The organism is Limnohabitans sp., assembly GCF_034680285.1.
In the GTDB taxonomy this organism is placed as follows: Bacteria; Pseudomonadota; Gammaproteobacteria; order Burkholderiales; family Burkholderiaceae_C; genus Limnohabitans_A.
Map to the genome: position 1 here is coordinate 79,201 of NZ_JAXITC010000001.1, position 22,068 is coordinate 101,268.

General features: G+C 56.2%; 20 protein-coding genes. 16 read left to right on the forward strand and 4 right to left on the reverse strand.

Features of this window, described 5'->3' with window-relative positions; genetic code table 11:
* Positions 1–37 precede the first annotated feature (37 nt).
* Positions 38–2,644 (forward strand): ATP-dependent chaperone ClpB, encoded by a 2,607-nt coding sequence (gene clpB / locus SWE17_RS00405; protein ID WP_322991162.1) that lies wholly within the window; start codon positions 38–40, stop codon positions 2,642–2,644.
* 70 nt (positions 2,645–2,714) lie between these two features.
* Complete coding sequence (locus tag SWE17_RS00410) at positions 2,715–4,418, forward strand: thiamine pyrophosphate-binding protein (RefSeq protein WP_322991163.1); 1,704 nt, start codon at positions 2,715–2,717, stop codon at positions 4,416–4,418.
* Between the two features lie 89 nt (positions 4,419–4,507).
* Here SWE17_RS00410 and SWE17_RS00415 read toward each other — a convergent pair whose 3' ends face one another.
* Complete coding sequence (locus tag SWE17_RS00415; RefSeq protein WP_322991164.1) at positions 4,508–4,909, reverse strand: SWIB/MDM2 domain-containing protein; 402 nt, start codon at positions 4,907–4,909, stop codon at positions 4,508–4,510.
* A gap of 531 nt (positions 4,910–5,440) precedes the next feature.
* Between SWE17_RS00415 and aceA the strand changes: the two genes are divergently transcribed.
* From aceA to SWE17_RS00460, 9 genes are all read left to right on the forward strand, one after another.
* The gene (aceA, locus tag SWE17_RS00420; protein WP_089958116.1) at positions 5,441–6,772 is read left to right on the forward strand and encodes an isocitrate lyase; all 1,332 of its coding nucleotides are present in this window, start codon (positions 5,441–5,443) and stop codon (positions 6,770–6,772) included.
* A gap of 104 nt (positions 6,773–6,876) precedes the next feature.
* Positions 6,877–8,796, forward strand: a complete 1,920-nt coding sequence (gene thrS / locus SWE17_RS00425; protein ID WP_322991165.1) for a threonine--tRNA ligase — start codon at positions 6,877–6,879, stop codon at positions 8,794–8,796.
* A gap of 86 nt (positions 8,797–8,882) precedes the next feature.
* A complete protein-coding gene (infC, locus tag SWE17_RS00430; protein ID WP_100119016.1) occupies positions 8,883–9,482 on the forward strand; it encodes a translation initiation factor IF-3 in 600 nt (199 codons plus the stop codon).
* Positions 9,483–9,617: 135 nt separating this feature from the next.
* Positions 9,618–9,821, forward strand: coding sequence for a 50S ribosomal protein L35 (gene rpmI, locus SWE17_RS00435; protein ID WP_019428895.1), 204 nt, complete (start codon positions 9,618–9,620; stop codon positions 9,819–9,821).
* A 25-nt stretch (positions 9,822–9,846) separates the two neighbouring features.
* Positions 9,847–10,209 (forward strand): 50S ribosomal protein L20, encoded by a 363-nt coding sequence (gene rplT, locus SWE17_RS00440; protein WP_026036460.1) that lies wholly within the window; start codon positions 9,847–9,849, stop codon positions 10,207–10,209.
* 120 nt (positions 10,210–10,329) lie between these two features.
* Positions 10,330–11,367, forward strand: coding sequence for a phenylalanine--tRNA ligase subunit alpha (pheS, locus tag SWE17_RS00445; protein ID WP_322991166.1), 1,038 nt, complete (start codon positions 10,330–10,332; stop codon positions 11,365–11,367).
* Between the two features lie 34 nt (positions 11,368–11,401).
* The gene (pheT, locus tag SWE17_RS00450) at positions 11,402–13,831 is read left to right on the forward strand and encodes a phenylalanine--tRNA ligase subunit beta (RefSeq protein WP_322991167.1); all 2,430 of its coding nucleotides are present in this window, start codon (positions 11,402–11,404) and stop codon (positions 13,829–13,831) included.
* Between the two features lie 7 nt (positions 13,832–13,838).
* Entirely contained in the window at positions 13,839–14,189 is a 351-nt protein-coding gene (locus SWE17_RS00455; protein ID WP_322991168.1) for an integration host factor subunit alpha, read from the forward strand.
* A 23-nt stretch (positions 14,190–14,212) separates the two neighbouring features.
* Positions 14,213–14,545 carry a DUF1840 domain-containing protein gene (locus SWE17_RS00460; protein ID WP_322991169.1) on the forward strand — a complete coding sequence of 111 codons (333 nt, stop codon included), beginning with the start codon at positions 14,213–14,215 and terminating at the stop codon, positions 14,543–14,545.
* Between the two features lie 18 nt (positions 14,546–14,563).
* Here SWE17_RS00460 and SWE17_RS00465 read toward each other — a convergent pair whose 3' ends face one another.
* Both SWE17_RS00465 and SWE17_RS00470 read right to left on the reverse strand, forming a co-directional pair.
* The gene (locus SWE17_RS00465; protein WP_416234940.1) at positions 14,564–15,091 is read right to left on the reverse strand and encodes a DUF192 domain-containing protein; all 528 of its coding nucleotides are present in this window, start codon (positions 15,089–15,091) and stop codon (positions 14,564–14,566) included.
* A 52-nt stretch (positions 15,092–15,143) separates the two neighbouring features.
* Positions 15,144–15,404: a cold-shock protein gene (locus SWE17_RS00470; protein ID WP_322991170.1), complete on the reverse strand. Its 261-nt coding sequence runs from the start codon at positions 15,402–15,404 to the stop codon at positions 15,144–15,146.
* 161 nt (positions 15,405–15,565) lie between these two features.
* On the opposite strand from SWE17_RS00470, the gene clpS reads away from it, so the two are divergent.
* Both clpS and clpA read left to right on the forward strand, forming a co-directional pair.
* A complete protein-coding gene (gene clpS / locus SWE17_RS00475; RefSeq protein WP_322991171.1) occupies positions 15,566–15,925 on the forward strand; it encodes an ATP-dependent Clp protease adapter ClpS in 360 nt (119 codons plus the stop codon).
* A 57-nt stretch (positions 15,926–15,982) separates the two neighbouring features.
* A complete protein-coding gene (clpA, locus tag SWE17_RS00480; RefSeq protein WP_322991172.1) occupies positions 15,983–18,322 on the forward strand; it encodes an ATP-dependent Clp protease ATP-binding subunit ClpA in 2,340 nt (779 codons plus the stop codon).
* 83 nt (positions 18,323–18,405) lie between these two features.
* On the opposite strand, the gene SWE17_RS00485 is transcribed toward clpA, so the two are convergent.
* A complete protein-coding gene (locus SWE17_RS00485; RefSeq protein ID WP_322991173.1) occupies positions 18,406–19,380 on the reverse strand; it encodes an NADPH:quinone oxidoreductase family protein in 975 nt (324 codons plus the stop codon).
* A 166-nt stretch (positions 19,381–19,546) separates the two neighbouring features.
* On the opposite strand from SWE17_RS00485, the gene surE reads away from it, so the two are divergent.
* From surE to SWE17_RS00500, 3 genes are read left to right on the forward strand one after another with little or no spacing between them, the layout of a single operon-like run.
* On the forward strand, positions 19,547–20,320 hold the full coding sequence (gene surE, locus SWE17_RS00490; protein ID WP_322991174.1) for a 5'/3'-nucleotidase SurE: 774 nt from the start codon (positions 19,547–19,549) through the stop codon (positions 20,318–20,320).
* Positions 20,317–21,150, forward strand: a complete 834-nt coding sequence (locus SWE17_RS00495; RefSeq protein WP_322991175.1) for a protein-L-isoaspartate(D-aspartate) O-methyltransferase — start codon at positions 20,317–20,319, stop codon at positions 21,148–21,150. Before surE ends, SWE17_RS00495 begins: the two co-directional genes overlap by 4 nt.
* Positions 21,151–21,165: 15 nt before the next feature.
* Entirely contained in the window at positions 21,166–22,014 is an 849-nt protein-coding gene (locus SWE17_RS00500) for a peptidoglycan DD-metalloendopeptidase family protein (RefSeq protein WP_322991176.1), read from the forward strand.
* Positions 22,015–22,068 lie beyond the last annotated feature (54 nt).

A 22,068-nucleotide genomic window follows, 5' to 3' on the forward strand; every position in this document is an offset into this window, starting at 1 on the left:
CAATCACCCCCAAGCTAGGTCCCATTGGAGAGCTTTCATGCGCTTAGATAAATTGACCACCAAATTCCACGAAGCCCTGTCCGATGCGCAGTCATTGGCGCTGGGTGGAGACCATGCTTACATCGAGCCTGCGCACGTTTTGCTGGCCATGCTCAAACAAGACGATGGCCCCAAATCTTTGCTGCTGCGGGCTGGCGTGCAAGTGCCAGGTTTGCTGTTGGCGGCTGAAACTGCGGTGAACCGCTTGCCCAAGGTGACGGGACAAGACCAAGTTCAGGTGGGGCCTGATTTGGCCAAACTGCTGCAAGCGGCCGAAAAAGAGTCGATCAAACGGGGTGATGCATTCATTGCCAGCGAGCTCTTTTTGTTGGCCTTGGCCGATCAAAAAGGTGAGATTGGGCGTTTGGTCAAAGAGCAGGGCATGAGCCGAAAGAGTCTGGAGTCTGCCATCGATGCCGTGCGCGGCGGTCAAAACGTGGGCAGCGCTGAATCGGAAGGCCAGCGTGAAGCTCTGAAAAAGTACTGCATTGATCTGACGGAACGTGCCCGCATGGGCAAGTTGGACCCTGTGATTGGCCGTGACGATGAGATCCGCCGGGCCATTCAGGTGTTGCAGCGCCGCACCAAAAACAACCCCGTTTTGATTGGCGAGCCTGGCGTGGGCAAAACGGCGATCGTTGAAGGGTTGGCCCAACGCATCGTGGCGGGTGAGGTGCCCGATTCACTCAAGGGCAAGCGGGTGCTGTCACTTGACATGGCTGCATTGCTGGCCGGTGCCAAGTTCCGTGGCGAGTTTGAAGAACGCCTGAAAACCGTGCTCAGTGAGTTGGCCAAAGACGAAGGCATGACCATTGTTTTCATTGACGAGCTGCACACCATGGTGGGCGCTGGCAAGGCCGAAGGCGCCATGGACGCGGGCAACATGCTCAAACCTGCATTGGCCCGTGGCGAACTGCATTGCGTGGGAGCCACCACACTGGATGAGTACCGCAAATACATTGAGAAAGACGCCGCATTGGAGCGCCGCTTCCAGAAAATTCTGGTCAATGAACCTTCTGTTGAGGCCACCATTGCCATTTTGCGAGGCTTGCAAGAGAAGTACGAAATTCACCACGGTGTCGACATCACCGATCCGGCCATTGTGGCCGCGGCCGAACTGAGCCACCGTTACATCACCGACCGTTTTTTGCCCGACAAGGCGATCGACCTGATTGACGAGGCGGCGGCCAAAATCAAAATCGAAATCGACTCCAAGCCCGAGGTCATGGACAAATTGGATCGCCGCCTGATTCAGTTGCAAATTGAGCGCGAGGCCGTGCGCAAAGAAAATGATGAAGCCTCTCAAAAGCGTTTTGAATTGATTGAAGAAGAAATCGTCAAGCTCAAAAAAGAGTCGGCCGACCTCGAGGAAATTTGGCAAGCCGAAAAAGCCCAAGCCCAGGGGGGGCAGCAGGTGCGTGAAGAAATTGACCAGTTGCGCCAGCAAATCGAAGACCTGACGCGCAAGGGCGACTTCAACAAAGTGGCGGAACTGCAGTACGGCAAATTGCCCGCTTTGGAAAAAACACTCAAAGAAGTCCAAGCCAAAGAATCTGCACCGGGTGAAAAGCCTGTGCACCGCTTGTTGCGCACCCAAGTGGGCGCCGAGGAAATTGCCGAGGTGGTCTCGCGGGCCACAGGCATTCCTGTGGCCAAGATGATGCAGGGTGAGCGCGAGAAATTGTTGCAAATGGAAGTCAAACTCCACCAGCGGGTGGTGGGGCAAGACGAGGCCATCGCCGCCGTGGCCAACGCCATCCGCCGCTCGCGCTCAGGTCTGTCTGATCCGAACAGACCCACGGGTTCTTTTCTCTTTTTGGGGCCCACAGGCGTGGGGAAAACCGAATTGTGCAAAGCCTTGGCCGGGTTCTTGTTTGACAGCGAGGACCACCTCATCCGGATGGACATGAGTGAGTTCATGGAAAAGCACTCGGTGGCGCGTCTGATTGGTGCGCCCCCCGGTTATGTGGGTTACGAGGAGGGCGGTTATTTGACAGAGGCTGTGCGCCGCAAACCCTACAGCGTGCTGCTCCTCGACGAAGTGGAAAAGGCCCATCCAGATGTGTTCAATGTCTTGCTTCAGGTCCTCGACGATGGCCGGTTGACCGATGGCCAGGGCCGCACGGTGGATTTCAAAAACACGGTAATTGTGATGACCTCCAATTTGGGCTCACACCTGATCCAGTCCATGGTGGGGCAGCCTGCAGAGGACATCAAAGATGCGGTTTGGGATGAACTCAAAACCCATTTCCGTCCGGAGTTTTTGAACCGCATAGATGAGACGGTGGTCTTCCACGGTTTGGATGCGGAGCACATTGCCAGCATTGCCCAAATTCAGCTGCAAGTCTTGCAAGCCCGTCTGGCCCGCATGGACCTGAACTTGAATGTCAGCCCTGCCGCTTTGTCGGAATTGGCCAAAGTAGGGTTCGATCCGGTGTTTGGTGCCCGTCCCCTGAAGCGAGCCATTCAGCAGCGCTTGGAAAACCCCTTGTCGAAATTGTTGTTGGAAGGCCGTTTCCCTCCCAAATGCACGATCGAAGTGACGGTGGACCCGGTCCGCAACCCCGGGCAATTTGACTTCAAGGTGGTCGAACTGGCGGTTTGATGGCTTCTGAGCGGCACCTCATGTGCGCGGCAGTGACAGTCGGGCAGGACGGTCTTGGGCACAATAAGGCATGACTTCAAAAATTGCCGGCCACCTGCTCGTTGAATGCCTTCTGGCCCAAGGCGTTACCCATGCTTTTGGCGTCCCAGGAGAAAGTTATTTGGCGGTGCTGGATGGCTTTCACTTGCACCGGGGAAGCATTCAGTTTGTCACTTGCCGACAAGAAGGCGGTGCCGCTTTCATGGCCGAAGCGCAAGGCAAGCTCACGGGGCGTCCCGGGATTTGCTTTGTGACCCGCGGCCCCGGTGCCACCAACGCGTCGATTGGCGTGCACACGGCGTTCCAAGACTCGACACCCATGATTTTGTTTGTGGGCGACGTGGCGAGCGACACCCGCGATCGTGAAGCTTTCCAGGAAATGGATTACACCCATTTCTTTGGACCCTCTACCAAAGGCATGGCCAAGCGGGTCGAACGGGTGGACGATCCTGAGCGCTTACCTGAGTACGTCGCTCGTGCATTTGCCACGGCCATGAACGGCCGACCTGGTCCAGTGGTTTTGGTGTTGCCCGAGGACATGCTGACTCAGCCCGTCAACTCGGACCCTTTGCCACGCTTGGAGCCCATACAAGCTTGGAGTGACCCCGGCGCTCTGCGCACCCTGCGCGACATGTTGTTGGCGGCACGCCAGCCATTGGTGATTGCAGGGGGCGGCGGTTGGACGATGCAGTCGGCCCAAGCTCTCCAGCGTTTTGCTGAGAACTGGCAGTTGCCTGTGACCAATGCTTTTCGCTTTCAAGACACCTTTGATAACCACCATCCCCTGTATGCGGGTGATGTAGGCATTGGCATTGGACCCGCCTTGGCTCAGCGTGTTCGTGATGCGGATTTGATCCTGGCCATTGGCCCTCGTCTGGGGGAAATGACCACTGGGGGCTACACCCTGCTGCAAGCCCCGAAAACCCGTCAGAAACTGGTGCACATCCATTCGAGCGCCGAGGAACTCAACCGGGTTTACCAAGCCGATTTGGCCATCCATGCCACCATGAACGCAGCAGCGCGCAGCTTGGAGGTCTTGACTGCTCCTCCCGAGTTACCTTGGACTGAATGGACGAAGTTCGCCCATGCGGACTATCTTGTTAACTTGCAGCCCCAAGCGCTGCCTGGTCCTATCGACATGCCCGCCATCGTCGCGACACTGCAGAAGCATTTACCAGCCGATGCTGTGCTCACCAACGGAGCGGGCAACTTTGCCAGTTGGGTGCACCGCTTTTTCAAGCACCACGGCTTGGTGAAAGGCTATAAAACCCAGTTGGCGCCAACTGTTGGTGCCATGGGTTATGGCGTTCCTGCTGGCATTGCGGCGAACTTATTGACTGGCCGGGTTGCCTTCACCATCGCGGGTGACGGTGACTTTTTGATGAACGGTCAAGAGCTTGCTACCGCAGTCCAGCATGGCGGTAAAAGCATCATTGTTTTGCTCAACAACGGCATGTACGGCACCATCCGCATGCACCAAGAGCGCGAATACCCCGATCATGTGACCGGTTCCAGTCTTCAAAATCCTGATTTTTCGGCGTTGGCCCAAGCCTATGGGTATGTGGGTGTCCGCCTAGAGCAAACCGACGGCTTTGAAGCGGCGCTTCTTGAGGCTCTAGCGCGTCCGCAAGGCACTTTGATTGAGGTGATTCTCGACCCCGAGGTGATCACCACACGCGGAACCTTGAGCGCCATCACCCAAGCTGCTTTGGCGAAGCAAGCCCCCAAAGGCTGACCTTTTTTCATTGGATTCTGAGAGGCCTATTCCCGGAAACAAAAAAACCCGCCAAGGCGGGTTTTTTGATGGGCAAAAACTTTGCTGAATTACTTCAGGTGCTTGCCGATCAAGCCTGCCATTTCGAACATGGTGACTTGAGCTTTGCCAAACACAGCCTTGAGCTTGTCGTCGGCGTTGATGGCACGGCGATTCACGCTGTCTTGCAGGTTGTGCTTTTTGATGTAAACCCACATTTTGCTGACCACTTCAGTGCGCGGCAGCGGTGTGGCGCCGACCACAGCAGCCAATGCGGCACTGGGAGTCAAAGCCTTCATGAACGCAGGGTTAGGCGTGCGTTTTGCTGCAGGCGCAGCTTTTTTGGCTGGGGCTTTTGCCGCAGCTTTAGGAGCGCTTGCAGCCACTTTTTTAGCAGGAGCAGCTTTTTTGGCTGGGGCTGCTTTGGTAGCGGGAGCAGCTTTTTTTGCCGGGGTTTTTTTCGCAGTTGCCATGATGATGTTCCTTTGATCGGAAAAGAGTTCGTCGCTGATTCACAGTTTGTTTTCAGCTGAGTGCATGCTACTGGAGAATCGACCCCTTTCCAACCCGAAATCTCATTTTTCTATAGGGGTTGATCCTGATTTTTTAAGGTGTTGGGCGATTTGTTTGAGCTAAGACATCTCTTTGTTCTCTGTCTTGGCGATGAATTTGCCGTGACGTCATATTGCCTGGCGTGTTGGATGCGCTCTGATTTGAGTTTTAACGCCTTTTTTGATGGACTGGAATCTCATGATTCTTCTGGGCTTTCCGTAATATAAAAATTCAAGCCAATTGATCCCTGAAAATTTTCTCAATATGGAAAAAATAAAATCATATTGTGGAATTTCTATCCTAAGGCAATGATTTTAAACAATAAAAAATAAGTCTTGTATAAGACATAAGAATCGAAATAAGTCTTCTATAAGAGTTAAGATTGAGGCACCGACAAAGCAGAATTCGCTGCCCAAATCGCCCGATTTCAACTTGACTTCAGGAGTCTTCTCATGCCCGCTAACCTCACCGAACAACTGAGCCGTGAACAACAAATCGCAGCCCTCGAAAAAGACTGGGCCACCAACCCGCGCTGGAAAGGCGTGAAGCGTGGTTACTCTGCAGCCGACGTCGTGCGTCTGCGCGGCAGCATGCCCATCGAGCACACCTTGGCCAAGCGCGGTGCAGAAAAGCTCTGGGAAAAAGTCAACGGTGGCGCCAAAAAAGGTTACGTCAATGCATTCGGCGCGATCTCTGCGGGTCAAGCCATGCAACAAGCCAAAGCTGGCTTGGAAGCTGTGTACTTGTCAGGCTGGCAAGTGGCTGCTGACGGCAACACTTCTGAAACCATGTACCCAGACCAATCGCTCTACGCGTATGACTCGGTGCCCACCATGGTTCGCCGCATCAACAACACCTTCAAACGTGCTGATGAAATTCAATGGGGCCGTGGTATCAACCCAGGCGACAAAGAGTTCATCGACTACTTCTTGCCCATCGTCGCTGACGCTGAAGCCGGTTTCGGCGGCGTGTTGAACGCCTTCGAATTGATGAAAAACATGATCGCATCCGGCGCTGCGGGCGTTCACTTCGAAGACCAATTGGCTGCCGTGAAGAAATGCGGTCACATGGGCGGCAAAGTGTTGGTGCCCACCCAAGAAGCTTGCGAGAAATTGATCTCTGCACGTTTCGCTGCTGACGTCATGGGTACATCCACCATCGTGTTGGCCCGTACCGATGCCGAAGCTGCTAACTTGATCACTTCTGACCACGACGCCAACGACAAGCCATTCTTGACGGGCGAGCGCACACAAGAAGGTTTCTACCGCGTCAAAAACGGTTTGGAGCAAGCCATCAGCCGTGGCGTTGCATACGCACCTTACGCTGACTTGGTGTGGTGCGAAACAGGCGTTCCAGACATTGGCTTCGCTCGCGAATTTGCACAAGCTGTGCACGCTGCATGCCCAGGCAAGCTCTTGTCTTACAACTGCTCACCTTCTTTCAACTGGAAGAAGAACCTCAACGACAGCCAAATCGCTTCGTTCCAAGAAGACTTGTCAGCATTGGGCTACAAGTACCAGTTCATCACATTGGCCGGTATCCACATCAACTGGTACAACACATTCCAGTTTGCCAATGCATACGCCAACGGCGAAGGCATGAAGCACTACGTCAACATGGTGCAAGAGCCTGAATTCGCAGCACGCGACAAGGGTTACACCTTCGTGTCACACCAGCAAGAAGTGGGCGCAGGCTACTTCGACGACGTGACCACTGTGATCCAGGGCGGCTCGTCCTCCGTGAAAGCCTTGACCGGTTCGACCGAAGAAGAGCAGTTCCACTGATCAACTTTGGCATGCTGAAGGCGAGGGCGGCGTAAAATCTGTCCTCAGCGTTTAGACATTTCCCCCAAGCGCGGCCTATGCCGCGCTTTTTTACTTGCAAACTCATGGTTCAGATCACACTCCCCGACGGTTCATTGCGCGAATTTCCCGGTCCTGTGACCGTGGCTGACGTGGCCGCCTCCATTGGCGCTGGCCTAGCCAAAGCGGCTTTAGGCGGCAAAGTCAATGGTCAACTCGTGGACACCAGTTTCAGCATGTCGGCCAACGCCAACTTGGCCATCGTGACCGCCAAAGATCCTGAGGGTCTGGAGCTGATCCGTCACTCTACGGCGCACTTGTTGGCCTATGCCGTTAAAGATTTGTTTCCTGAGGCACAGGTCACCATCGGTCCCGTGATCGACAACGGTTTTTATTACGACTTTTCCTACTCCCGTCCGTTCACGCCGGACGACCTGGTCACCATCGAAAAACGCATGACCGAGCTGGCCAACAAAGACGAGCCAGTGGTGCGCCGAGTTCTGCCACGCGACGAAGCGGTGGCCTATTTCAAGGGTCTGGGCGAGCATTACAAGGCCGAAATCATTGCCAGTATTCCTGCCGATCAAGATGTCAGCTTGTACCGCGAAGGCAATTTTGAGGACCTGTGCCGTGGCCCTCATGTGCCCAGCACGGGCAAGCTCAAGCACTTCAAACTCATGAAAGTGGCGGGCGCCTACTGGCGCGGTGACAGCAAAAATGAAATGCTGCAGCGCGTCTACGGCACGGCCTGGGCCAGCAAGGATGACCTGCAGCAGTACTTGGTGCGCCTTGAAGAAGCTGAAAAACGCGACCACCGCAAGCTGGGACGCGAATTGGACCTGTTCCACATCGACGAGCATGCACCGGGTCTGGTGTTTTGGCACCCCAAAGGTTGGACCGTCTGGCAAACCATCGAGCAGTACATGCGTCAGGTTTACCGTGACAACGGGTATCAAGAGGTCAAAGGCCCTCAGATCATCGACAAGAGCCTGTGGGAAAAAACCGGTCACTGGGACAAGTACCGGAACAACATGTTCACGACCGAGTCGGAAAAGCGCGATTACGCCCTCAAGCCGATGAATTGCCCAGGTCACATCCTGATTTTCAAGCAGGGTATCAAGAGTTACCGTGATTTGCCCTTGCGTTACGGCGAGTTCGGCCAGTGCCACCGCAACGAGCCTTCGGGCGGATTGCACGGCATCATGCGGGTGCGCGGTTTCACGCAGGATGATGGGCACATCTTCTGTACCGAAGACCAAATCTTGCCTGAGTGCGACACTTTCACCAAGGTGCTCAAGAAGGTCTATGCCGACTTCGGATTCACCGACATCTTGTACAAAGTCTCGACCCGTCCAGCAGCCCGCATTGGTTCTGATGAGTTGTGGGACAAGGCCGAAAAAGCCTTGATGGACAGTTTGACAGCATCGGGTTGCGAGTACGTTATTTCTGAAGGCGATGGCGCTTTCTATGGTCCCAAGATCGAATACACCCTCAAAGACGCCATTGGTCGTGAGTGGCAGTGCGGCACGATCCAGGTGGACTTCAACCTGTCTGAGCGCCTGGACGCTGAATACACCGCCGAAGACGGCAGCCGTCAACGCCCTGTGATTCTGCACCGCGCCATCGTGGGCAGCATGGAGCGATTCATCGGGATTCTGGTTGAGCAGCATGCGGGCGCCTTGCCCACATGGCTGGCACCCCTGCAAGTGTCTGTGCTGAACATCACGGATGCACAGGCCGATTACTGTCGTGAAATCGCTGCAAAACTGCAAAAATCGGTGTCAAATCAAGGCCTTAGGGTGGATTTGGACCTGCGTAACGAGAAAATCACGTATAAAATACGAGAGCATTCGTTGCAAAAGCTGCCTTATATCCTTGTCGCTGGCGACAAAGAGAAGGCGGCAGGTACCGTCGCAGTGCGCGCCCGAGGCAACAAAGACCTCGGTGTGATGTCGATCGATGCGTTCATTGAACTCATTGCAGCCGACATCGCTTCTAAAGCCTGAAGGTGTTTTTCGCCAGAAGCTTTGGCCCGTGGGCACAAAGACGGATGGGCTGCTTTTTGCAGTTTTGTTCCGTAAAGGATTGAGTCATCGCTACCGAATTTCGTGATCGTCGCCACCGCGAAGAACGTAAACACCGTTTGAACCGTGAAATCATGGCCCCTGAGGTCCGTGTTTCCGGCCCTGAAAATGAGCCGATGGGCATTTTGTCCTTGGCTGAGGCTTTGCGTCTTGCAGGTGAGATGGATGTGGACTTGGTTGAAATTGCCGCCACAGCCACCCCTCCGGTTTGCCGTTTGATGGACTACGGCAAGTTCAAATACCAAGAGCAAAAGCGTGCGGCAGAAGCCAAAGCCAAGCAGACGGTCATTGACATCAAAGAAGTCAAGTTCCGCCCAGGTACCGACGATGGTGACTACAACATCAAGATGCGCAACATCCGCCGCTTTTTGGCAGATGGTGACAAATGCAAGATCACATTGCGTTTCCGCGGTCGCGAGATCACCCACCAAGAGTTGGGCATGGACTTGCTGAACCGGATTCGTGACGAATTGGCCGACTCGATCATCGTGGAGCAGTTTCCAAAACTGGAAGGTCGCCAGATGATCATGATGATCGCACCAGGCCGTAAAAAACCGGTTGCGGGTGGCAAGGCTGCAGATGCGTCTGCACCTGCTGAGACAGCTTAATTAGAATTTGATCGGCCTTCGGGCTGGTTGGGTCGAGAGTCACTTTCGGGTGACTCTTGTTAAAAGTGGCTCGGGGCCAACAAGGCTGCAAATTTTTTGCAGACGCCTCACGAGCACAATTAAAGGAGCATTGATATGCCCAAGATGAAGACCAAAAGCAGTGCTAAAAAGCGCTTCCGTGTTCGTCCCGGTGGAACCGTTAAACGCGGTCAAGCCTTCAAACGTCACATCCTGACCAAGAAGACCACCAAAAACAAGCGTCACCTTCGCGGTGCAGTGGCTGTGCATGAGACCAATATGGGTCACATCGCTCAGATGCTGCCCATGGCTGGCCTGTAATTACTGACGAACAAGGAGAATAAATATGCCTCGCGTTAAACGTGGTGTAACGGCACGCGCCCGTCACAAGAAAGTTTTGGCCCTTGCAAAAGGTTTCCGCGGTCGCCGCGGCAATGTCTTCCGCATCGCCAAACAGGCGGTGATGAAGGCTGGCCAATACGCCTACCGTGACCGCCGCACCAAAAAGCGTGTGTTCCGTCAGTTGTGGATTGCCCGTATCAACGCCGCTGCGCGTGAATGCGGTCTGACCTACAGCCAGTTCGCCAACGGCCTGAAGAAGGCTGCCATCGAAATCGACCGTAAGATGCTGGCGGACATCGCTGTGCACGACAAGGCCGCTTTTGCTGGCATCGTGAACCAAGTCAAAGCCAAACTGGCCGCAGCTTGAGTCCATGGGTGACACGGGCCTTCGGGTCTGTGCCACGCACTCGATCAAAGGGATTGAGGCTCGCAAAAGCTTCAATCCCTTTTTTGTTCTTTCTCACACAGATCAACGATCTCCCACACCATGAACGAGCTGGACACCCTGGTCGAATCCGCCCGCCAGAGTTTTGCGCAGGCACTGACACCTGCTGACCTCGAAAACGCCAAAGCCCTGTTTCTGGGCAAAGCCGGTCGCATCACCGAGCTGATGAAGGGCATGGCCGCTCTGAGCGTGGAAGACAAGAAAACCCGCGGCGCCGCTATCAACATCGCCAAGCAGGCGATCGAGGCTGCATTGAATGACCGCCGCCAGGCCCTCGCCGACGCCGAGTTGCAAGCGCAGCTCAAAGCCGAAGCGCTGGATGTGACGCTGCCTGGCCGCAGCGCCAATGCGGGCGGTTTGCACCCCGTCTCGCTCACGCTCGAGCGCGTCGAAAACATTTTTGGCTCCATGGGATTTGAAGTGGCCCAGGGTCCTGAGATCGAAACCGACTGGTTCAACTTCACCGCCCTTAACACGCCCGAAGACCACCCAGCCCGCTCCATGCACGACACCTTCTACGTCGAAGGCGGTCATTTGCTGCGCACACACACCAGCCCCATGCAAATCCGCCATGCGGTGCAGCACGTCAAGCGCTACAAAAACCAACTCGATGCGGGCCAAGGCATGCCCGAGATCCGCGTCATCGCGCCGGGCCGTACCTACCGCGTGGACTCCGATGCCACCCACTCTCCGATGTTCCACCAGTGTGAAGGCCTGTGGATCGGTGAGAACGTGAGCTTCAAAGACCTCAAAGTCGTGGTCACCGATTTTTGCCGCACCTTCTTCGAAAGCGATGACTTGATCTTGCGCTTCCGTCCCAGCTTTTTCCCCTTCACCGAGCCCAGCGCCGAGATCGACATCCAATTCCAAAACGGCCCTTTGGCGGGTCGCTGGCTTGAAGTCGGTGGCTCCGGTCAAGTCCACCCGAACGTGGTGCGCAACATGGGCTTGGACCCCGAACACTACATTGGTTTTGCCTTCGGCATGGGTATGGACCGTTTCACCATGTTGCGCTATGGCGTCAACGACTTGCGCCTGTTCTTTGACGGCGATGTGCGCTTTCTGAGCCAGTTCCAGTAATTACCTCCCAAGTCCGACACACGAGACCCGAGTCATGCAATTTCCTGAATCCTGGTTGCGCGAGTTCTGCAACCCGTCCCTGACGACCCAGCAACTGGCCGACACCCTGACCATGGCCGGTCTCGAAGTGGAAGAGCTCGAGCCTGTGGCTCCGCCGTTCACCAAAATCGTGGTGGGTGAAATCAAGGAAGCCTTGCAGCACCCCAACGCCGACCGCCTGCGCGTGTGCCAGGTCGATGTGGGGCAGGGCAGTCTGCTGAACATTGTGTGTGGTGCGCCCAATGCCCGTGTCGGCATTCGCGTGCCTTGTGCCATGGTGGGGGCTGAATTACCGCCTGGTGAAGATGGCAAGCCTTTCCTGATCAAAGTCGGCAAGCTGCGCGGTGTCGAAAGCCAGGGCATGCTGTGCTCGGCCAAAGAACTGCAGATCGCCGACGACCACGGTGGCCTGTTGGAGTTGCCCGCAGACGCGCCTCTGGGGCAGGATATTCGCCAGTATTTGAACTTGGACGACACACTGATGACGCTCAAGCTCACGCCCAACTTGGCGCATTGCTTGAGCGTGTACGGCATCGCCCGCGAAGTGTCGGCCTTGACCGGTGCGACTTTGAAGGCACCAACGTTCGCGGCAGTGGCCACGCAGATCAGCGACAAACTGGCAGTGCATGTGCAGGCCCCCGACCTGTGCGGCCGTTTCAGCGGCCGTGTGGTCAAGGGCGTGAACACCCAAGCCCAAACACCGCAGTGGATGGTGGACCGTTTGGCGCGTTGCGGACAGCGCAGCGTGAGCCCCTTGGTGGACATCTCCAACTACGTGATGTTCGAGTTCGGTCGCCCCTCGCACATTTTTGACCTCGACAAGATCCACGGCGGCCTGCAGGTGCGCTGGGGCAAGGCAGGGGAGTCGCTCAAGTTGCTCAATGGCAACACCGTGACCGTGGACGAGAAGGTCGGCGTGATCGCTGACGACAGCCAGGTTGAGTCGCTCGCGGGCATCATGGGTGGCGACGCTACCGCCGTGTCCGACGTCACCCAAAACATCTACATCGAAGCCGCCTTCTGGTGGCCCACGGCCATCGCGGGCCGTTCGCGCCGCTTCAACTTCTCGACCGATGCCGGCCACCGTTTTGAGCGTGGCGTAGACCCTCAGCTCACCGTGGAGCACATCGAGCGCATCACCCAGCTGGTGCTCGATATCTGCGGCACGCCCGAGACCCAAGTCGGCCCCATTGATGACCAGATTCTGAACATTCCAGCCATCCAACCCGTCACACTGCGCGTGGCGCGTGCGGTCAAGGTGATCGGTATGCCGCTGACGCAGCAGCAATGCGCCGATGCCTTGCGCGGCCTGGGTTTGCAAGTCGCCGAAGGCGAAGGGACCGTCACCGTAACGCCGCCCAGCTTCCGTTTTGATTTGCAGATTGAAGAAGATCTGATTGAGGAAGTGGCCCGCATGGTGGGCTACAACAACCTGCCCACAAACCCGCCTCTGGCCCCCATCACTGCCAAGGTGCGCCCTGAGACCGAGCGCAGCCCGTCCGCCGTACGCCGCGCCATTGCGGCTCTGGGTTATCAAGAAACCATCAATTACAGCTTTGTCGAAGAAGCCTGGGAAAAAGAGCTGGCTGGTCACACCAACCCGATTCGCCTGCTCAACCCGATCGCCAGCCAGATGAGCGTGATGCGCTCGAGCCTGATCGGCTCGCTCTTGCAGGTGGTCAAGTTCAATGCCGACCGCAAGGCCGACCGTGTGCGCGTGTTTGAGTTGGGTCGCGTGTTCCTGCGCAATGACACTGTGAAAAGCACAGACACCACGGTGGACGGCTTTGACCAGCCCATGCGCGTGGCAGGGATGGCATGGGGCCCGGTCGAACCCTTGAGCTGGCAAGGCAAAGCCCGTCACGTCGATTTTTACGATGTCAAGGCCGATGTGGAGCAGCTGCTGGCCCCGCGCAAGGCGGAATTTGTCGCAGCAGAGCATCCGGCGTTGCACCCCGGTCGTTCGGCTCGCGTGGTGTTGGATGGCGTGGACATTGGTCATGTTGGCGAGTTGCATCCGCGCTGGCGTCAAACATGGGAACTGAGCAGCGCCCCCGTGGTTTTTGAGTTGTCACTGGACGCTGTTATCGCGCGCAAGGTCCCCGTGTCCAAGAGCGTGGCCAAGCACCAACCAGTTGAGCGCGACATCGCGGTCATCGTGAGCGAGCAGGTCACACATGCCCAACTGATGAACACCATCCACACCGCGCCGACAGAAGGCTTGCTGCGTGACGTCGTTTTGTTTGACATCTACCGACCCAAGGCCGAGTCGACCGGTGGTTTGGCTGTGGGCGAGAAAAGCTTGGCTGTTCGCCTGAATTTGCACAGCGACGAAGCCACGCTGACCGAGGCACAAATCGATGCCGCAATGAATGCCGTGCTGGCCCAGTTGACACAGCAAGTCGCTGCACGACTGCGTTCCTGAGATCGCCATGCAAATCAGTTTTGAATCACTGGAAACACCTGCGCTGACCAAGGCGCACTTGGCCGATTTGTTGTTCGAGCAAATTGGCTTGAACAAGCGCGAGTCGAAGGACATGGTGGATGCCTTTTTTGACCTGGTGGTGGACAGCCTGATTTCTGGCGATGACGTCAAAATTTCCGGTTTTGGCAATTTCCAGATCCGCACCAAGGCAGCTCGTCCGGGTCGCAATCCGCGCACAGGAGAATTGATTCCTATTGATGCACGTCGTGTTGCCACCTTCCATGCAAGCCATAAACTCAAGGCCTTGATTCAGGGCGATGCCGTTGACGACGAAGGTGTGGAGATGGTGGGCCGCTGAATCATTCCTCATTGGAGCCCACCATGCTGTTCAAGTTCAAATCAAAAGCCGCCAGCGATCTCATTATGCTGGAGCCCGACGCTCGGGCCTTGCTTCACATGATGTTGGGCAATGACCCCGTCAAAGGCATTGTGTTGGCCCAAGACATCCCTGCAGCGATTGCCCGTTTGGAGTCCGCGTTGGCGCAAGAGGCTGCCAAACGCCAAGAGCACAAGCAGGCAGCGGGCGCATCAGGAAAAGGCTTCCTGGATGATGAGAAGGATGCCATGGTGCAAATCAGCCAACGGGCAGCACCCATGCTGAAAACGCTCAAAAGATGTCTGGCCGAACAGTCAGACTTGGTTTGGGGTGTGTAAGCCCGTCGGTTTTTCAATTCAGCGCTTGAAAACGGTACCGCTCAATTGATACCCGGCTTTGATTTGCCGTTTGGCGAACCAGCCCACATTCATCTCCAGCACGAAACGTACGGGTTTCTCGGAGCAGTGTGAATCGTCGCTTTGTGGCTTCATGTCCGCGATGTTCACAATGCTTCCATCGTCGGCCACAAAGGCTGCTGAAAGCGGAATCAAGGTGTTGCGCATCCAAAAACACTGCTGAGCGGCTTGTTCAAAGACAAACAACATCCCCTCGTGCTGTGGCATGTCTTTGCGCCACATCAGCCCAATTTGTCGCTGTTCTGGGGTTTGGGCCAACTGAACATCCAAAACATGCATGCCCGCATTCAATTTGGTGCGTGGCAACTGAAGTTGTGGACCCGTCTGCGCCCAAACGTTCAAGGCAAGCCCGCTTGCGAGAAGCAGCAAAGTCCGTAGCCCAGAGCGGAGGCACCCTGCAAGGCTGAAATACGGCAGGTATGAAGTCAACTTGGCCCAAGTCTGAGGCGAAAAAGTTTGGCGGTTCATGGCTCTATCCATCTGTCATGCCAATATTGGCAAAGTGCAGAGGATAAAGCAGTCAGCGGCCGATTTCCGGGGCGGTTGAGGAGGGGGCTTGGACCGAAGTGGTGTTTTCTTCGCTGGGGCGAATGTTCGAGGCCATCACACCCTTGGCCCCTTCTACCAAATCAAACTCCACCCGCGCCCCTTCTTTCAAAGTTTTAAACCCTTCGGCCTGAATGGCCGAGAAGTGCGCAAATGCATCGGGGCCGCCCCCATCGGGCTGGATGAAGCCAAAACCCTTGGCATCGTTGAACCATTTGACCGTACCACTGGGCATACGATGTCTCCATCTTTGTACTTGTCATTTCAGTTTGATGGATGACTGTCAATTTTGTCAATGTGCGGTTTACCCGGGGTGGACCGATTTTGGGCTGTCCAATGCCAAGACTTTTCAAGCGGCAGTCGCAAAGGGCATGAAAGCATCGATAGAATGAATTCATGGCAACGAAGAAACCCACAAATCCCACGCTGCCGACAGAATCACCGAGCACGCCCGATGGCGGCGCAACCGTGGTTCTTGAGCGACGTGCCCAAAAAATAGAACCGCCTCAGATGTACCAGGTGGCGATGCTGAATGACGACTACACCCCCATGGAGTTCGTGGTGATGGTGATTCAGGAGTTCTTCAGCAAAGACCGTGAGGCGGCCACCCAAATCATGCTCAAAATCCACTTGGACGGAAAAGGCGTTTGCGGAGTTTATTCGCGCGACGTGGCGGCCACCAAAGTGGACCAAGTGCTCGATGCTGCCAAACAAGCAGGCCATCCCCTGCAATGTGTCAGCGAACCTATTGAATAGTGGGCAATATGCCCCAACTCTTTTGAATCTCTCTCAGCAAGGCATAAAGGAAATCACATGATTGCCCAGGAATTGGAAGTCAGTTTGCACATGGCCTTTGTTGAAGCCCGTCAGCAACGCCACGAATTCATCACCGTCGAACATTTGCTGTTGGCATTGCTCGATAACCCCAGTGCTGCCGAAGTGTTGCGCGCTTGCGCTGCCAATATTGATGATTTACGCAAAGCCTTGGGCAATTTCATCAAGGACAACACGCCTCAAGTGTCTGGCACAGAAGAGGTCGACACGCAACCCACCTTGGGCTTTCAGCGTGTGATCCAACGCGCCATCATGCATGTGCAGTCCACAGGCAGTGGCAAAAAAGAAGTCACGGGCGCCAATGTGTTGGTCGCCATCTTTGGTGAAAAAGATTCACACGCCGTGTATTACCTCCATCAGCAGGGCATCACCCGCTTGGATGTGGTGAACTTCATCGCCCACGGTATCCGCAAGAGTGACCCCCCAGAGGCGGCCAAATCTGCTGAAAACCCTGCCAACTCGGAGAGCGAAGAGGGCAGCAATGGCGGCGAACGCAACGAAAAAGCCTCGCCGCTCGAGCAATACACCAACAACCTGAATCAAGCTGCCAAAGAAGGCAAGATTGACCCCTTGATTGGCCGTGAGTACGAAGTCGAGCGCACGATCCAAATTCTGTGCCGCCGCCGCAAGAACAACCCGCTTCTGGTGGGCGAGGCGGGCGTGGGTAAAACCGCGATTGCCGAAGGCCTGGCTTGGCGCATCACACAGGGCACAGTGCCCGATATCTTGGCCGAAGCCACGGTGTACTCGCTCGACATGGGCGCATTGCTCGCGGGCACCAAGTACCGGGGTGATTTCGAGCAGCGCCTCAAAGGCGTGCTGAAGTCCCTCAAGGACAAGCCCAACGGGATTTTGTTCATTGACGAAATTCACACCCTGATCGGTGCGGGTGCGGCTTCAGGCGGCACGCTCGACGCGTCCAACCTGCTCAAGCCAGCGCTGTCGAGCGGCCAGCTCAAGTGCATCGGTGCGACCACCTTCACCGAGTACCGTGGCATCTTCGAAAAAGACGCGGCTTTGAGCCGCCGTTTCCAGAAAGTGGACGTGGTCGAGCCCACGGTCTCTGAGACCGTGGACATCCTCAAAGGCCTCAAGAGCCGCTTTGAAGACCACCACAGCGTCAAATACACGATTGCCGCTTTGCAGGCTGCGGCTGAGTTGTCGGCCAAGTTCATCAACGACCGCCAGTTGCCCGACAAGGCGATTGACGTGATCGACGAAGCCGGTGCTGCACAGCGGATCCAGGTGGCGTCCAAGCGTAAGAAAACGATTGGCAAGACTGAGATCGAAGACATCGTCGCCAAGATCGCTCGCATCCCTCCGGCCAACGTCTCCAACGATGACCGCAGCAAGCTGCAGACCATCGAGCGCGATCTCAAATCCGTGGTGTTTGGCCAAGACAAAGCACTCGAAGTGCTGGCTTCCGCTGTCAAGATGGCCCGCTCAGGTCTGGGCAAGACCGACAAACCGATTGGCTCCTTCCTGTTCTCCGGCCCTACAGGCGTTGGAAAGACCGAAGCGGCCAAGCAGTTGGCCTACATTTTGGGCATCGAGCTGATCCGTTTCGACATGTCCGAGTACATGGAGCGCCATGCGGTCAGCCGCCTCATCGGAGCGCCTCCGGGCTACGTGGGTTTTGACCAGGGTGGTTTGTTGACCGAAGCCGTGACCAAAAAGCCCCACTGTGTGCTCTTGCTCGACGAAATCGAAAAAGCCCATCCGGACATCTTCAATGTGCTGCTGCAGGTCATGGACCATGGCACTTTGACCGACAACAACGGTCGCAAGGCCGATTTCCGCAACGTGATCATCATCATGACCACCAATGCGGGCGCGGAGACCATGAACAAGGCCACCATTGGCTTTACCAACCCGCGCCAAGCCGGAGACGAAATGGGCGACATCAAACGCCTGTTCACGCCCGAGTTCCGCAACCGCTTGGATGCCATGGTGAGCTTCAAGCCGCTGGATGAGCAAATCATTTTGCGTGTGGTGGACAAGTTCTTGCTGCAATTGGAAACACAGCTTGGCGAGAAGAAGGTGGAGGTCACTTTCACCGACGCTTTGCGCAAGTTCCTGGGCAAGAAGGGCTTCGACCCGCTCATGGGCGCACGCCCGATGCAGCGCCTCATTCAGGACACGATTCGCAAAGCCTTGGCCGACGAGTTGCTGTTTGGTCGTTTGACCGAAGGTGGTCGCCTCACGGTGGACATCGACGACAAGGACGAGGTTTTGTTGGACATCACGCCTAATCCGAAGAAAGAAAGCCGAGCTTCACGCTCGGAGCCTACCGAGCCTGAAGAGGCAACGGCCAGCTGATCTTGTGGATCTGAAAGTCGAAAAAAAGGAGGCCTGAAAAGGCCTCCTTTTTTGATGGCGTGGCGAAAGATGGGGTCTCGGCCTCAGTTCACCATCACCAGTTTGCCTTTGACACTGCGCGAGCCCATCAAGGTGTAAGCCGCCTTCAACTCGTTCATGGGCAGGGTGCGGTCAATCACGGGCTTGATCTTGCCTTGGCCATACCACTTCGCCAATTCACCCATCATGGCGGTATTGGCCTGGGGCTCGCGTCGGGCAAAGTCACCCCAGAACACGCCCACCAATGAAGCGCCCTTGAGCAAAGGCAAATTCAAGGGCAGCGCGGGGATCGGGCCACCCGCAAAACCGACCACCAAGTAGCGGCCGCGCCAGGCGATGGAGCGGAAAGCTGGCTCGGCCAGGTCACCGCCCACCGGGTCGTAAATCACGTCAGGGCCTTTGCCTTCGGTCAGCGTTTTGAGGGCGTCGCGCAGGTTTTCGGTGCTGTAGTTGATGGTGGCGTCGGCGCCCAGTGTGGTGCACAAGGCGCATTTCTCATCGGTGGATGCGGCTGCGATCACCTTGGCACCCATGGCTTTGGCAATTTGAATGGCTGCGGTCCCCACGCCTCCCGCGGCGCCCAAGACCAGCACGGTCTCGCCGGCTTTCAAGGCGGCACGGTCCACCAAAGCATGGTGTGAGGTGGCATAAGTCATGATGAACGCCGCGCCATCGATGGCCGAAAATCCGTCGGGCAAAGGCATGCACAGTTTGGCAAGTGCCAAGGTGTGTGTTCCAAAGCCGCCAGTTCCTGACAGGCAGGCCACGGTTTGCCCCACTTGCAGGTGGGTAACGCCTTCGCCAACGGCTTCAACCCGCCCTGCATACTCTGAGCCCGGCACAAAGGGCAGCTCGGGTTTCATCTGGTATTTGTTTTGAACAATCAACAGATCTGGGAAATTCAAGCTGGCAGCTTGAATTTGTATCAAAACCTGACCTTTTCCCGGTGTGGGGGTGGGCAGTTCTTTCCAGTTGAGGGCCTCAACACCGACCGGGTTCTCGCAAAGCCAAGCATGCATGCATCTTCTCCTTGTTGATTGCTGCGTTTGTTGGGCTGCATCTTAGGCAAGCGAAGGGACGCATGCATGTCTCAAGAGCGACCTTGGGGCAGCTCATGTCTTTGCATTCGTTTCTGAATTTGATGGCAGCCTGCGCCCTACAATCGATACCCAGACAGGACTCGATATGAAAATTCTCATTTCCAACGACGATGGCTTCCGCGCCGAGGGAATCGTGGCCCTTCACGACGCCCTTCAAAGCATGGCAGACGTCGAGGTGGAGGTCGTTGCACCTGAGCACAACAACAGTGCCAAGTCCAATGCGTTGACCCTGCACACGCCCTTGTATGTTCACCGAGCAGACAACGGTTTTCGTTATGTGAATGGAACTCCCGCCGACTGCGTCCACATTGCCTTGACTGGCTTGCTCGGATACCGCCCCGATTTGGTCATCTCTGGCATCAACAACGGCGCCAACATGGGGGATGACACCCTTTATTCAGGGACAGTGGGTGCGGCCATGGAAGGGTATTTGTTCGGTATACCGGCCATCGCTGTTTCGCAAATTGAAAAAGGCTGGAGCCACTTGGACTCGGCAGCCGCCAAAATCAAAGACTTGGTTCAGCAAATGCGTTCTGGGATTGAGGCAGGGGGCAAGCCTTGGTTGTTGAATGTGAACATCCCGAATTTGCCATTGGCCCAGATCAAAGCGCCCAAATTGTGTCGCTTGGGTCGTCGTCACGCCGCTGAGCCCGTCATCACCCAAGTGGATCCCCGAGGTCAAACCATGTATTGGATTGGCAATGCCGGTGCGGCCATGGATGACAGCGAGGGCACTGATTTCCATGCGGCCGGATTGGGCCATGTGGTGGTCACACCCCTCAAGGTCGATTTGACCGAGCACGCGCATTTGGACGAATGGGCTCAAACTTTTGCCCGCTTGAATCCTCACCAAGCATGACCCAACGCCCCGGTTTCCCAGTCAAGTTGACACCCTCCGGGACCAACCGTCCTGCAGGAAAAACCCCTGTCGGCGGCTCTGGACGCCAAGCACCCTCCCTTTCGCCCAGTTTGAATGCCACCCAGGCAGCGGCCAAAGCTGCGGGTGCGGCCGTAGCTCGTCCCGACAGCCCTGTGTCCGGCTTGGGACTCGATTCGGTCGCCGTGCGTGCCCGCATGGTGCGCAAACTGGCTGAGCAAGGTGTTCAAGACCCACGCGTCTTGGCCGCCATGGGTCAAGTCGAGCGCCACCGATTTGTAGAAAGTGCCTTGGTCAATCAAGCCTACGAGGACACCAGTTTGCCGATTGGCTTAGGCCAGACGATATCCAAACCCAATGTGGTGGCCCGCATGATCGAGTTGCTTTGCCAAAACACACCAGGTAAATTGGGTCGCATTTTGGAAATTGGCACGGGCTGCGGCTACCAAGCGGCCGTCCTCAGCCATGTGGCCAGCGAGGTCTACAGCATCGAGCGCTTGCGTGGCTTGCACGAAAAAGCCAGAACGAATTTGCGTCCATTCAGGCTTCACAATGTCCACCTGATATTTGGCGATGGCATGTTGGGATACCCAAAGGGTGCGCCCTATGCGGGCATCATCTCTGCTGCAGGCGGAGATGCCGTGCCCGAAACCTGGCTCGATCAGTTGGCTGTGGGGGGACGATTGATCGCTCCGACCATCACACCAGCCGGTCATCAGGCCTTGGTGGTCGTCTTGAAAACACCCGAAGGTTTTGAGCGTCAAGTGCTCGAAGCGGTTCATTTTGTCCCACTAAAATCGGGCGTCGCCTGAACACCTGAAAAACCGATGAGATCCTTGTTTCACTTTCGTCCCCTGGTTTTGACGGCACTGTCCGTGGCACTTTTGAGCGCCTGCTCCACTTCGGTTCGGATCCCCGCACCCGTGGAAGACCGCAACCCATCGGGCCGAACCACGACTTCAGCCCCAAGCCCATCTGCAGCTCCGGCGGTTGAAGTGGCCCAACCTATGCCAGGCAGCGAAAACGCAGGCAAGCCGGGTTTCTACACGGTGCAGCGCGGTGATACCTTGACACGCATTGCCTTGGACAACGGTCAGGGTTGGCGAGACTTGGCCCGATGGAACCAGCTGAGCAACCCTGATGTGATTGAAGTGGGCCAGGTTTTGCGTGTCTCGCCCCCCGGCGGTGCGGTTGAAGCGCCCGGCGTGGTGGTCAGGCCCATTGCCCAGTCCACGACACCGTCGAGCCAAGTGACTCCGCCCAAGTCAGAACCTGCGCCCTCAGTCAACCAACCTACGGCCAACGACGATGGTCTGGGCTTCATCTGGCCTGCCAATGGCGTGTTGATTGCTGGGTTTGACGAAGCCAAAAATAAAGGCTTGGACATCGCGGGCAAAGCGGGCGATCCCATCCTGGCGGCCGCCGATGGGCAAGTGGTTTACGCGGGTGCCGGCCTTCGTGGTTATGGCAATTTGATCATCCTCAAGCACAACAACACCTTTCTAACGGCATACGCTCACAATCAAGCCTTGCTGGTCAAAGAAGACCAGAAAGTGCGCAAGGGTCAAAAAATTGCAGAGATGGGCAAATCCGATGCCGATCGCGTCAAACTTCATTTTGAGGTTCGCCGACAAGGCAAGCCCGTCGATCCGGCCAAATTGTTGCCTGCTCGTTGATGGGCATCCCTTGTGCGGGACCCTCTAGCTCGACCTCACATCCTGAGACAATCG